This is a genomic window from Sediminibacillus halophilus (genome assembly GCF_900103695.1).
GTDB lineage: Bacteria > Bacillota > Bacilli > Bacillales > Amphibacillaceae > Sediminibacillus > Sediminibacillus halophilus.
Window position 1 is genome coordinate 648,994 of the sequence record NZ_FNHF01000001.1, and the last position, 13,742, is coordinate 662,735.

A 13,742-nucleotide genomic window follows, 5' to 3' on the forward strand; every position below is an offset into this window, starting at 1 on the left:
CAATTACTTGAAGCGGTCACGAACAAAATAGCTAATATTATAATAACAAATCCGTTAGACATTTCCAAGTCTTTTAACTATCTTTGGTAAATTTTTTTGACGCTTACATTCGACAAAATGTCTGTGCGTCCTTTAGTGGAATAAGTAATTATTTGGAATTAATGGAGGAGGAAGATGAAGAGTTATGCCAAATCAAACACACCAATTAATTCACCATGAATTTTTATTTACTAGCTCAGATAAAGTATCAAAACCGCTAACAGAAGAACGAATTTACGAAGCACCCTCTTTTTGTCCCAAGGTTGGCAGTCGGGTATCACAATTGAAAAGATCTACAATCAGTTTGCCGAGTTGCCTGATATAGGTCGGCAGCATGGAGAATTATCTTAACAGGACAATTAGAGACTTAACCGGCCTCATTTAGCTATGTTTTAATTTGGCTGCGTTCTTTTCTTTTTTTGTATTTGGAACAGTTTACCCCTTCTCTATTCTATAATCACACTCCGCATAGCTTGTCACACAGATGGAACAATTCTACATAAAAATTTCAAAAAAAGTTATGTTTGTAAGATATATTGACAAACAAGCATTGTAAGCGCTTACTAGTTTTCTGATTTATCTAAACTATCAGAAAACTTATGTTTTACCTGTTGACCTCCCCTGTAAATGGTTGTATTATTGTCGTCAATCCTAATAATTACGAATGAAAATGAAGCAATACAAAAACTTTCACTGCCGGGATTGAACTACTTTTTTTGAATGGCAAGGACAGCGGTCCACTCCCTCACCGGCTACGGTAAATAGGATAACTTAATTTAACATTTTGACAAGAAAGGAGTGGTTGAGTATGAGTAGTCAATGGATATTTCTAAGTGGCCAATTCGTAAAAAAAGAAGAAGCAGTTGTTTCAGTCTATGACCATGGATTTCTATACGGAGACGGGGTATTTGAAGGAATCCGGGCTTATGACGGGAATATCTTCAAACTTGAGGAACATCTGCAAAGGCTTTATGAATCTGCCCGTTCCATCCTGTTGGAAGTACCATACACCAAGGAGGAGCTGACCCAGATTATTGTTGAAACGATCCGTAAAAACCAGTTGGAAGATGCTTATATCCGTGTGGTTGTTTCTCGAGGTTCCGGGAATCTGGGCTTAGATCCATCAAACTGCTCACAGCCGCGGCTGGTAGTAATCGCGGAAGCTCTCGCTCTTTTTCCAAAAGAACTCTACGAGCGCGGCCTTCGAGTCGGCTCTGTTGCCAGCCGTAGAAACCGGCCAGATGTACTCAATCCCCAAATTAAGTCACTAAATTATTTAAACAATATTCTTGTGAAGCTGGAAGCGAACCAGGCAGGTGTCGATGAAGCGCTTATGCTTAATGATCAGGGTTATGTGACAGAAGGTTCCGCAGACAATGTTTTCATCATCAAAAACGGAACCATCTTCACCCCTCCTGTCTATCTTGGAGCCTTGGAAGGAATTACCCGCAATGCCATCATTGATTTGGCGAAGGAAGCTGGATATACAGTCAAGGAAACGCCTTTCACCAGACATGATGTCTATGTAGCGGATGAAGTATTTTTAACCGGTACTGCTGTGGAGGTCATTGCTGTCGTTGAAGTAGATGGCAGGAAAATCGACGACGGCAGGCCAGGAAAAATTACTAATCAGTTGTTAAAGGAATTCCGGAAAGTTGTCGCTAATGACGGCGTTAAGTGTTACCCTGACCTAAACAATAAAGCAGTAGTAAGTTAAGGTGCATCGCCTACAATAAAATAGTTAAATCGATGACGGGAACAAAGGAATAAGATCCTGTATTCACAGAGAGCCGGGGTTGCTGGAAGCCCGGAAATACACCTTATTCTGACATCGTCCCTGAGTGTCGGGCTGAACGGTTATACTTAGTAGACCTGATCAGGCAGAATCCAAACTGCCTGTTACCAATGAAGCAATGAATCCATATTCCTTGCTTCCCGAGGCAGTCTTCGCGAGAAGGCTGTAAAAACAGGGTGGTACCGTGAAAAGACTTTTTCTCCCCTGATATTCTGCACATACGCAGTCTGTCAGCGGAAGAAAAAGTCTTTTTTTTTAAAAGAAAAATCAGTCTGTTACTGATAGTGAAATGTATTTTATTTTCAAAGTTCCCAAAATTCGAACAATATAGGAGGGATTACTAGGTGAAGGTACAAACAAAACCGGGGACTGCCCCCCGTATCGAAACAAAAACAGGAGCAGATTTGCTTGTTGAATCACTGATTAAACAAAAGGTGGATATCTTATTCGGTTATCCAGGAGGAGCTGTTCTTCCGATTTATGATGCCATCTACAGAGCGAGAGAATCGTTCACCCATATTCTCACCCGGCACGAACAAGGTGCTATCCATGCTGCCGAAGGATATGCCCGAGTATCGGGGAAACCAGGGGTTGTCATCGCCACATCTGGTCCAGGTGCGACAAATCTTGTTACCGGCATTGCTGACGCTATGATTGATTCCTTGCCTCTAGTCGTATTCACAGGGCAAGTGGCCCGTGGTGTAATTGGAACTGATGCATTTCAAGAGGCAGATGTCATGGGAATTACAACGCCTATCACCAAACATAACTATCAAGTTCAACATGTCAGTGACCTGCCTAGGATTGTCAGGGAGGCCTTCCATATCGCCAGTACAGGAAGACCTGGTCCTGTGGTGGTCGATATTCCAAAAGATATATCTGCTAATCCTTGTGAAGATGAATACGATGATAATTTTCACTTGCCTGGCTACCAACCGAACATCAAGCCGAATCCCTTGCAGTTAAAAAAACTGGCAAACGCTTTGGAAACTGCCAAGAGGCCCGTTATTTTGGCTGGCGCCGGCGTCATGTTCGGCAGTGCATCAGAAGAGTTGCGAAAATTTGCCGAAAAGCACTCTCTTCCAGTTGCCACTACCCTGCTTGGTCTTGGCAGTTTTCCTGGCGCCCATCCACTTGCTTTAGGAATGGCAGGGATGCATGGTACGTTCACAGCTAACAGAGCGCTTTATGAGTGTGATTTGCTGATTAACATCGGCGCTCGCTTTGATGATCGTTTGACTGGAAATTTGGAACATTTTGCCCCTAAGGCAACGGTTGCACACATCGATATAGATCCGGCGGAAATAGGCAAAAACGTAACAACCCATATACCAGTCGTTTCTGATTCGAAAGCTGCCTTACAATCGCTATTCTATCATGCTGAATTCACCTCAGATCATGACGATTGGCTTCAGCATCTTTCTGATTATCAAAAAGAAAATCCGCTTTGGTATAAAAACCCGGCAAAAGAAATGGTTCCGCAATGGTTGATTGAAGCTGTCCACAACATTACCAATGGCAATGCCATTGTCACGACAGATGTCGGGCAGCATCAAATGTGGGCGGCACAATATTATGCATTTGAAGAACCTGACAGATGGGTGACCTCCGGCGGATTGGGAACTATGGGATTCGGGTTTCCCGCAGCAATCGGTGCCCAGCTGGCAAAGCCGGAAGAAACGGTCATCGCCTTTGTGGGAGACGGTGGATTTCAAATGACTCTCCAGGAGCTTTCCGTTCTACAAGAACGGCAGTTGCCTGTAAAGGTAATCATTGTTAACAATGGTGCTCTCGGGATGGTAAGGCAATGGCAGGAAACCTTTTATGAAGAGCGCTATTCAGAATCACTGCTCCAAATACAACCGGACTTTGTAAAACTGGCCGACAGTTACGGCATTCAAGGTTACCGGATTGATACGCAGGAAGAATTCATTGACTTGCTTCCGGAGGTATTTTCGTACAACGGACCTGTCGTCCTTGATTGCCGTGTACTCCGGCAAGAGAATGTCTATCCGATGATAGCGCCGGGCAAAGGACTTCATCAAATGATCGGGGTGAAACCATGAGACGGATCATAACTGCTACCGTACAAAATCGCAGCGGCGTACTTAACCGGATTACCGGTTTATTGCAAAAACGCCAGTTTAATATTGAAAGTATTTCAGTCGGAAGAACAGAAACAGAAAGTATTTCAAAAATGACCTTGGTGGTAGAAGTGGAAGATAATCAAAAATTGGAGCAACTCACGAAACAGTTAAACAAACAAATCGATGTCCTCAAGGTCACAGATATAACAGATAAAGCAATTGTGGCCCGTGAGCTGGCCTTGATAAAAGTTGTTTCCGCCGGCCAGCTGCGCAACGAACTTCAAGGAATTATCGAGCCATTCCGCGCTTCGATCATCGATGTTTCAAAAGACAGTTTGTCCATTCAGGTCACTGGCAAACCAGAAAAGATAGAAGCTTTGATTGAACTTCTCCGCCCCTATGGAATCAAAGAATTGGCGCGGACAGGAATGACAGCTTTTTTACGGGGACACCAACCGCAGTCAGCGGAACTCCCCTCCTACTCTTTATTAAATAGATAAACGTTGGTAAAGCCAATTTTTATAAAACAAATATGGAAATGAAAGGATGTCTACAAAATGACAAAAGTACTTTATCACAATGATATTCATGAAGAAAGCTTAAGAGCAAAGAAAATTGCAATTATCGGTTACGGATCCCAAGGACACGCACATGCCTTAAATTTAAGGGAAAGCGGTTTTGATGTCGTTGTGGGACTTAGAGAAGGAAAATCATGGGATAAGGCAGTCGAGGACGGCCTGGATGTTCAGTCCGTTGCAGAGGCCACAGCCCAGGCAGACGTCGTGATGATTTTACTTCCGGACGAACTCCAGCCAACCGTTTACGAAAAAAGTATCAAGCCAAACCTGTCTCCTGGCAATGCGTTGGCATTTGCCCATGGTTTTAACATCCACTTCAACCAAGTAGTGCCGCCTGCAGACGTTGATGTTTTTCTGGTAGCACCTAAAGGGCCGGGTCATCTTGTACGCAGAACCTTTCAAGAAGGTGCCGGTGTGCCAGCATTGTTCGGCATTTTCCAGGATGCCACTGGAGAAGCGGAACAAACAGCATTGGCTTATGCAAAAGGCATCGGTGCCGGTCGTGCCGGAATTTTACAAACATCCTTCCAGGAAGAAACAGAAACAGACTTGTTTGGAGAACAGGCAGTACTTTGCGGAGGACTTACCAGTCTCGTGAAAGCCGGTTTTGAAACATTGACAGAGGCTGGATACCAGCCGGAAGTAGCTTACTTTGAGTGTATGCATGAATTAAAGCTGATCGTAGATTTGATGTACGAAGGCGGATTGGAAAACATGCGCTACTCGATTTCCGATACAGCACAGTGGGGAGACTTCGTCTCTGGCCCAAGAGTGGTAAATGAAGATACCAAAGCACGGATGAAGGAAGTACTTTCCGATATTCAGACTGGTGCCTTTGCCAAAGGATGGATTTTGGAAAACCAGGCAAACCGACCACAGTTTAACGCAATCAATGTCAAGGAAAACAATCACTCCATTGAAAAGGTAGGCCGTGAGCTTCGTGAGTTAATGCCGTTTGTCAAACAGCCGCTGAACTCAAAAAAGAAAGAAGTGGTTACCCATGGGTCCAATTAAAATCTTCGACACGACCCTGCGGGATGGTGAACAATCCCCCGGGGTCAACTTAAATCAATTGGAGAAGCTGGAAATCGCAAAACAATTGGAACGATTTGGTGTGGATATTATGGAAGCGGGATTCCCCGCTTCCTCCAAAGGCGACTTTGAAGCAGTAAGGAACATCGCCCGTACCATTAAGAATGTTTCGGTAACCGGTTTGGCTAGAGCGAAGAAGTCTGATATCGATATTGCCTGGGAGGCTTTGAAAGATGCAGATGAACCCCGGCTGCATATCTTTTTGGCGACCTCCCCCATTCATATGACGCATAAATTGAAAAAAACACCGGAAGAAGTGATCCAGACAGCGGTCGAGATGGTGACTTATGCAAAACAGAAATTCCCACATGTCGAATGGTCTGCAGAAGACGCCACAAGGTCCGACCGGGCTTTCCTCGCAACCATCGTTGAAAAAGTAATAGAGGCAGGAGCAACTGTAGTTAATTTACCAGATACTGTAGGTTACACAACTCCTGAAGAATATGGCGCTTTATTCCGTTATATGAGAAAACACGTACCGAACATCGATCAAGTAGCACTATCAGCACATTGTCATGATGACCTAGGCATGGCAGTGGCCAATTCACTCGCAGCTGTCGAAAACGGCGCTACTCAAATTGAAGGGACAATCAATGGAATTGGTGAACGGGCCGGAAATGCAGCACTTGAGGAATTCGCAGTGGCTTTGAATATCCGTCAAGACAAATACCCCTATCAAACCAATTTGCGCTTAAAAGAAATTAAGCGTACAAGTGATCTTGTCAGCAAGTTTTCCGGAATGGCCGTACCAGCCAATAAAGCTGTCGTCGGTCGTAATGCTTTTGCCCATGAATCCGGCATTCATCAGGATGGGGTATTAAAAAATGCGTCGACATATGAAATCATTACGCCAGAACTTGTTGGTGTCCAGTCAAACAATCTGGTATTAGGAAAACATTCCGGTCGGCATGCTTTTAAAGATAAGATTGAACAGCTTGGCTACAAGCTTGCAGATGATAAAGTCAGTGAAGCGTTCCAAGCGTTCAAGCAGCTTACTGACAGAAAGAAGGAAGTGACCGATGACGACCTCTTCACGATTTTAATCGATGTGCAGACAAATATTGACGACTTGAAAAAATACAGTCTTCAGGCGTTCCAAGTGCAATATGGTTCTTCCAATATGCCGACAGCAACGGTGGCTCTCACTACGCCGGACGGCTCCAGAGTAGAAACAGCCAGGACCGGTCAAGGAAGTGTAGAAGCTCTTTACAATACAATCGAGGCTTTGGTCGAAGAAACCATTCATTTGACCGACTTTCATTTAAGTTCGATTGGAAAAGGCCGGGACGCTTTAGCTGAAGTACACGTCAATATGACGGTCAATGAAGAAACCGTAAGTGGACGTGGTTCTGCACAGGATGTTTTGGAAGCAGCTGCCCATGCATTTTTAAATGCAATTAATCGTGTCTTTCTTAATAAAAGTACGACTGTACAGGAGACAGCACCGCTTTAGGCTAATCCAGGAAAAAATTGGAGTTTTAAGAAAATCTTGAACAGGAGGATCCACAATGAAAAAACATATTGTCCTGCTTCCTGGTGACGGAATCGGAAAAGAGGTCATCCAATCCGCCAAGGATGTTCTCGAGGCCGTTGCAGCAGAATTTGACCATAGCTTTACGTTTGAGACACAGGACATTGGAGGCTGCGCAATTGATTTGCACGGCACTCCCCTTCCGGAGTCTACAGTAAATGCATGCACACAGGCAGATGCTGTACTGCTCGGAGCGGTTGGCGGACCAAAATGGGACCGTCTCCCCTCCCACCTTCGCCCAGAGAAAGGTTTACTTGGGATTCGAAAAGCGCTCAATCTGTTCGCAAATCTCCGTCCGGTAAAAGCCTATCCTCACCTGTTGCATGCCTCACCGCTCAAGGAGGCAGTAGTCAGCGGCAGTGATTTACTGATCGTAAGAGAACTTATCGGTGGTTTATACTTCGGTACACCTAGCGAACGCAGTGTTGATGGCCAATCGGTTGTTGACACACTAGCCTATACCAAACAAGAAATCGAACAAATTGTCGATAAAGCTTTTCAAAGTGCGCAGTTACGTAAAGGACATCTTACTTCTGTTGATAAGGCAAACGTTTTGGAGTCCAGCAAACTTTGGCGGGAAACAGTAGAGGAAAAACAAGCACAGTATCCGGACGTAACGGTCGAGCACATGCTTGTGGATGCCGCCGCAATGAAGCTTGTTACAAACCCGAATTCTTTCGATGTGATTGTAACGGAAAATATGTTTGGCGACATTTTAAGTGATGAAGCATCTGTCTTAACCGGTTCGCTGGGTATGCTTCCGTCGGCCTCGTTAAACCAAGCCAGTGTCGGCCTTTATGAGCCTGTCCATGGCTCAGCCCCTGATATTGCCGGTAAAGGGATAGCCAATCCTTTAGCTATGATTTTGTCAACTGCACTGATGTTGAGGCATTCATTTCAACTGGAAAAGGAAGCCCGAACAATTGAAACAGCAGTCCAGGCAGTACTCGATGATGGCTACCATACTGCCGATTTACAAATAGAAAACGGCCACAAGGTCGGTACGGAACAAATGACAAAAATGATTGTGGAATTGATAAAGTCCCAAAGCGCTACTGTCAGTATCCTTAATTGTTATGCATAAACAATGACTAAATCTTGATTGCAGGGAGTTGATAAAATGAGCAAACCAAAAACGATTATTGAGAAAATTTGGGAGCGGCATGTCGTTCATCAAGAACAGGATAAACCTGACTTACTTTATATTGACTTGCACTTGGTTCATGAGGTCACCTCTCCCCAAGCTTTCGAAGGACTGCGCATGAAAAATCGGAGCGTGCGCAGACCTGAGCTTACCTATGCGACAATGGACCATAATGTTCCCACGAAACACCGGAATATTGTCAAAGATGCCATTTCCAAAAAACAAATGGAAACCTTGAAAGAAAATTGCAGCCAGTTCGGAATTTCCCTTGCAGATATCGACCATCCCGATCAGGGTATCGTTCATGTTATCGGACCAGAACTAGGTTTGACACAGCCTGGAAAAACAATCGTCTGCGGTGATAGTCATACCTCGACACACGGCGCCTTCGGGGCTCTGGCTTTTGGAATCGGTACGAGTGAGGTCGAGCATGTACTGGCAACACAAACGTTATGGCAAGCACCACCAAAAAGCTTGAACGTCCAGGTGAACGGCAAGCTTGGAAAAGGAGTCACCTCCAAGGACTTGATTTTGGCAATCATCGCCAAATACGGTGTTCGCTTTGGTACTGGGTATGTCATCGAATATACCGGAGAAGCCATCCGTGACCTGACAATGGAAGAGCGCATGACTGTATGTAACATGTCAATTGAAGCAGGTGCTCGAGCAGGGTTGATCAGTCCGGATGATATAACGGTCGAATATTTACAGGGACGACGCCATGTTCCCCAAGAGCCGGAAGAATACGAGGCAATCTCCAGGGAGTGGAAAGCACTGGCAACTGATCCAGGGGCTGTCTATGATGCCACTGTTACAATCGATGCAGAAGAAATTGAACCGCAGGTCTCCTGGGGAACGAACCCAGGTATGTGCATACCTGTAAGTGCCAACGTTCCCGATCCATCCCGTGCCGAGACTGCCAGCAAAAAAGAAGAAATCGAACGTGCGTTAGAATATATGGGGCTTCAGCCCGGACAACCGATAGACGAGGTACCGATTGAACACGTATTTATCGGCTCCTGCACCAATTCCCGATTAAGTGACTTGCGGAGGGCTGCTGAGGTCGTCAGAAGCAAAAAGGTACACCGAAATGTGCAGGCAATCGTCGTTCCTGGCTCATTCAGTGTCAAAACTGCTGCCGAGGCGGAAGGATTGGATGTTATTTTTACACAGGCGGGTTTTGAATGGCGCGACGCAGGGTGTAGCATGTGTCTTGCCATGAATGATGATATTGTGCCGCCTGGAGAACGCTGTGCTTCCACCTCCAATCGCAACTTCGAAGGCCGGCAGGGTAATGGAGCACGGACACACCTTGTCAGTCCTGAAATGGCTGCAGCAGCTGCGATTGAAGGCCACTTTGTCGACGTTCGAAAATTTACCGAAGCAACATTGCAATCGTAAGGGGTGAAAAATATGGAACCGATAAGAAAGCATGAAGGATTAGTTTATCCATTGAATAGAGCCAATATTGATACCGATCAAATTATTCCGAAACAATTTCTAAAAAGAATAGAAAGACAAGGATTTGGTAAGTTTTTATTTTATAACTGGCGTTTCAACGAGGATGGGACAGAAAAATCTGACTTCACTCTGAATGATAAAAAATACAACGGGGCTTCCATTCTGGTAGCGGGGGAAAATTTTGGTTGTGGGTCTTCAAGGGAGCATGCACCATGGGCTTTGCAGGATTACGGATTTAAAGTGATCATCGCTCCGAGTTTCGCCGATATTTTTTATAATAACTGTACGAAAAACGGGATTCTCCCCATACGTTTAAGTGAACAAAAAACAGAGAAGTTGATACAAACGGCCGAATCCAGTAAATACCGGATATCAGTAGATTTGCAGAAGCAGCAGGTTACCGACGGACAAGGATTTCTAGCGGAATTTGATCTTCCGGCGTACCAGAAGCAAATGCTGCTTAACGGCTGGGATGAAATTGCTGTTACCCTTACCCTTGAACAGGCTATTGCCGACTATGAAGCATCACATTAAACGAACAAAAAATCAAGCGGGGCAGTCTATGAGCTTTGAGTAGATATGCCCCGTTATTATTTACTATAACCTGACTTTTGTTGTTTCGCATACCGTTTATCTTTCATAAACAGTTTCCAGAAGTAAATGAAGCCGGGAAATAAAATAGCGAAACCAAAAATATAAGAAACGAACAAAGCACGAAAGGCGTCTGGATTGGTAAACCCATCTTCTATCGTAACCGTCGGATAAACCAGATAAGGAAGATGTGCCCTTCCATACGCATAACTTGCCAGTAAATATTGGAGGACAATGACAATGACAGCCAGTCTCGGCCAACCCAATTTCCGCTTGCCCAACGGCAAATAAAGAAATAACCCTGCCAGCAAAAATGCAAATGCAGATGCTAACAAATACGGTAATTGTTCCATCATTCCCTGATACATCCAAGCAGCTTCATAGCGCATGGTAAACATGACCAGGAAAGCCATCAATAGTGTGGCAGGACCTAACAGGAGCGCATCTCGACGGTAAATCTTGTACGCCTCCTCTTCATCCGCGTGATTGGAAAAATCGGCTAACAGCAAGGATGATAGAAACAAGGTACTACTGATAGCAAAACCGATAAACGACCATGCATGATAACTGGTCAGTAATTCTCCGAAAAGCAATTGTTCCACCCCATTCCGGACCTCAATATAATTACCATGAGTCACCGGAAGTACAAGGATCAGTAAGCCCGGTATCAAAAATCCCGTAACACCTGAAATATACGTTAAAGGTTTGCGGTATTCTTCTGCAATGTGGGAAAACACCAGGAAACCACTACGTACAGCCAGCAAAAGAAGGATAATGCTTCCCGGAATGAGCAAAACGGTTCCCAACGTGAATGTAGCACCTGGAAAAAAACTGAATAAAGCCACCACAATAGCTACAATAAATACATTAGTAACCTCCCAAGTCGGGGATAGATAGCGATTAGCTATGTTGGTTGCGTTGGTCTTTTCCTTGTTGATATAAACCAACGACCAGAAGCCGGCACCGAAGTCCATGGTGGCCATAACCGAATAGATAAAAATAAATCCCCAAAGGACCGTAATGGCAATCAATACATCCGACACGGGATATCCTCTCCTTCTTCTAGTTACTCTTGCATATCAATTTCATCTTGGACCGGATGCTTTTTAAAATAGAAACGCAAAACGAGAATTACCGCAATGCCGAGAACAATATAAACAAAACCAAACAATGGGAAGAGTACTCCAAGCTGTGTCGCTCCCGTTACAGCATCTTCGGTTGTCATCATCCGGTATATTACCCAAGGCTGTCTTCCTGTACAAGCGAATATCCATCCGAATTCGATCGCTAACACCGCCAATGGGCCTGAAGCAATGAATAAGCCCATCAAAGGCTTGGGGAAAGGACGTTTTTTAATGAATTTATACCAGCCTAGGCCGCCTGCAGCTATAAGGATCAAGAGGGACCCAATCCCAACCATGGCATTGAATAAGGTATGAACATACAATGGCGGCCACCATTTTTCCGGAAAATCGTTCAATCCCTGTACAACGGTGTCAAAGCGATTCCCGGACAGGAAACTTAGTGCCCAAGGTATCTCAATTGCCCACTTAACTTCTTCTGTTTCTCTATCGGTAAATCCCCCAATAGCAAGCGGAGCATAATCCTGTGTTTCGAATAGTCCTTCAGCTGCGGCCAACTTTTCCGGCTGGTATTCATGTAAAAGCTGTGCCGATTCATGTCCGTTAAGGGCTGTCAGTAATGAAAAAATCCCTCCAACAATCAATCCAAGCAGTAATGCCTTCTGATGGAAACGGCGGAGTCTGCTGCCTACAGGCTGTCTCATCATTTTGAAGGCAGCAATGGACGCTATCACAAACCCTCCGGTCGTATAAGCCGAGACCACCACATGTCCGGCAGTAGTAAAAAATGCAGGATTAAAGAAGGCCTCCCACGGATTCACATCGACAATCTCGCCGTTCTCTATGCGAAAGCCGGCAGGAGTCCCTTCGAATGCATGAACATTCGTAATCAAAATAGCTGAAGCAACTGCTCCCAAAGCTACTAGGGATAAGCTGACAATCCGCATCCAAGGAGATATTCGATCGGCGGCATATACATAAATCGACATGAATAATGCTTCGACAAAAAAGGCATAAATTTCAATTTGGAAAGGTAGAGCCATAACCTCTCCAATAACTTCCATAAATCCTGGCCATAATAGGGACAGTTGCACACCGGCAATTGTCCCGGAAGGAATTGCCACTCCGAGTAGAACAGCAAACCCTTTTGTCCAACGGTTGGCCATCACGGCAAAATCCCGATCCTTTGTTTTTTGATAGAAGAGCTCAGCAAACAAAACCATAAGCGGGATGCCAACGCCCAACGTAGCAAATATAATATGAAAAGCCATGGTTGTACCAAACATGGCCCTTGCCGTTTCCAAATGATCCACGAAGCTCCCCCTTTTCCATCTCATGATTTTGACATCATTATGATTTAAAGATTAATGGCTATGCTTTTCACTATGAATAATCTCCTCAATGGTGGAAGAACTCCGGGTATGATGATGCAAGTCACAGTACCAGACATCCGTTTTTATTCGATGTGAAATATCGCATTTGCGTGTGTGCCGAATAAAGTTTCTCCAAACAGTATATGTATGGGTATCTACAGGAACCACTTCATACTCTGTGTCCATTCGTTCCCAGTTATGTTCTTCTGTGGATTCTTCCACTTTCTCTGGTGAAGCAAAAACGGGCATTGACCCCATGATTCCCATTAAAACTAAGAGCAGTATCACTTTTGTCTTCATACAAATGTCGCACTCCTTCAGACAGCTGACAAGCTTCCATTTTCTGTTCAAACAAGACATCGCTAGTAATCTGCCCATAACCTTCCGCCTCTATGCATTATTGTTTAACAGTGTAAAAAATTAAAAAAGTGAAACTATTATACCGATGAAATCGTCAATATATAATAAGAGGAAACATCGTTCCAGTATTTATATGCATTTAGAGTTTACCTCCCCTTTTTAAAACTCAGATGGACTGTTTCCTCTTAAAACACACTCCCGGTAAAACACTCCGTTACAAACCTCTTCTTGGCATCCTTTTGCAGGTTTACCTTTTTCAACAGATGGGTAACAATTACAAACAATAATCTGCAGCAGGAGAGAAAAAACATGCATAAGATACTCCTAATGGTTGCTTTAGCGGTTTCAGTCGGCCTGTTGACCGGCTGTCAACAAAATAATGTTGCCGAAAAAATCGATGTAGAAGGAGAAGTTACTTTGATTGATGATGAGAAACAATTACTTTACATTGATGGCAATCCCATCATGGTGGAAAATCCAGAGGAATTTAAGGTTGGGCAACAGGTGACTGCTGAATTAATTGATACAAACCCTGATAAAGACTGGGACCCAGAACAAATTGTGGTGGAAAACATTGAGTTTAATAAATAGCTTCATGCTAATAACAGA

Annotated in this window: 12 protein-coding genes; 9 read left to right on the top strand and 3 right to left on the bottom strand. The window is 44.3% G+C overall.

Annotated features, from left to right (window positions below; translation table 11 throughout):
- The first annotated feature begins 847 nt into the window (after positions 1–847).
- The 8 genes from ilvE (at position 848) to leuD (ending at position 10,261) form a co-directional block, all read left to right on the top strand.
- The gene (gene ilvE, locus BLR82_RS03350; protein WP_074597573.1) at positions 848–1,756 is read left to right on the top strand and encodes a branched-chain-amino-acid transaminase; all 909 of its coding nucleotides are present in this window, start codon (positions 848–850) and stop codon (positions 1,754–1,756) included.
- 422 nt (positions 1,757–2,178) lie between these two features.
- Entirely contained in the window at positions 2,179–3,900 is a 1,722-nt protein-coding gene (gene ilvB / locus BLR82_RS03355) for an acetolactate synthase large subunit (protein WP_074597574.1), read from the top strand.
- Positions 3,897–4,421, top strand: coding sequence for an acetolactate synthase small subunit (ilvN, locus tag BLR82_RS03360; RefSeq protein ID WP_074597575.1), 525 nt, complete (start codon positions 3,897–3,899; stop codon positions 4,419–4,421). Before ilvB ends, ilvN begins: the two co-directional genes overlap by 4 nt.
- Before the next feature lie 57 nt (positions 4,422–4,478).
- Positions 4,479–5,513, top strand: a complete 1,035-nt coding sequence (gene ilvC / locus BLR82_RS03365; RefSeq protein ID WP_074597576.1) for a ketol-acid reductoisomerase — start codon at positions 4,479–4,481, stop codon at positions 5,511–5,513.
- Entirely contained in the window at positions 5,500–7,044 is a 1,545-nt protein-coding gene (locus BLR82_RS03370) for a 2-isopropylmalate synthase (RefSeq protein ID WP_074597577.1), read from the top strand. The genes ilvC and BLR82_RS03370 overlap by 14 nt, the downstream gene beginning before the upstream one ends.
- Positions 7,045–7,099: 55 nt before the next feature.
- The gene (gene leuB / locus BLR82_RS03375; RefSeq protein WP_074597578.1) at positions 7,100–8,206 is read left to right on the top strand and encodes a 3-isopropylmalate dehydrogenase; all 1,107 of its coding nucleotides are present in this window, start codon (positions 7,100–7,102) and stop codon (positions 8,204–8,206) included.
- Positions 8,207–8,242: 36 nt separating this feature from the next.
- On the top strand, positions 8,243–9,667 hold the full coding sequence (leuC, locus tag BLR82_RS03380; protein ID WP_074597579.1) for a 3-isopropylmalate dehydratase large subunit: 1,425 nt from the start codon (positions 8,243–8,245) through the stop codon (positions 9,665–9,667).
- Between the two features lie 12 nt (positions 9,668–9,679).
- The gene (gene leuD / locus BLR82_RS03385; protein WP_074597580.1) at positions 9,680–10,261 is read left to right on the top strand and encodes a 3-isopropylmalate dehydratase small subunit; all 582 of its coding nucleotides are present in this window, start codon (positions 9,680–9,682) and stop codon (positions 10,259–10,261) included.
- Between the two features lie 56 nt (positions 10,262–10,317).
- On the opposite strand, the gene BLR82_RS03390 is transcribed toward leuD, so the two are convergent.
- Genes BLR82_RS03390 through BLR82_RS03400 form a run of 3 tightly spaced genes read right to left on the bottom strand, consistent with a single transcriptional unit; the run spans position 10,318 to position 13,073 of the window.
- Positions 10,318–11,361, bottom strand: a complete 1,044-nt coding sequence (locus BLR82_RS03390) for a cytochrome d ubiquinol oxidase subunit II (protein ID WP_074597581.1) — start codon at positions 11,359–11,361, stop codon at positions 10,318–10,320.
- A 23-nt stretch (positions 11,362–11,384) separates the two neighbouring features.
- The gene (locus tag BLR82_RS03395) at positions 11,385–12,737 is read right to left on the bottom strand and encodes a cytochrome ubiquinol oxidase subunit I (protein WP_074597582.1); all 1,353 of its coding nucleotides are present in this window, start codon (positions 12,735–12,737) and stop codon (positions 11,385–11,387) included.
- A gap of 27 nt (positions 12,738–12,764) precedes the next feature.
- Positions 12,765–13,073, bottom strand: coding sequence for a hypothetical protein (locus BLR82_RS03400; protein WP_074597583.1), 309 nt, complete (start codon positions 13,071–13,073; stop codon positions 12,765–12,767).
- Positions 13,074–13,442: 369 nt separating this feature from the next.
- Between BLR82_RS03400 and BLR82_RS03405 the strand changes: the two genes are divergently transcribed.
- On the top strand, positions 13,443–13,724 hold the full coding sequence (locus BLR82_RS03405) for a putative periplasmic lipoprotein (RefSeq protein ID WP_074597584.1): 282 nt from the start codon (positions 13,443–13,445) through the stop codon (positions 13,722–13,724).
- Positions 13,725–13,742: the final 18 nt, after the last annotated feature.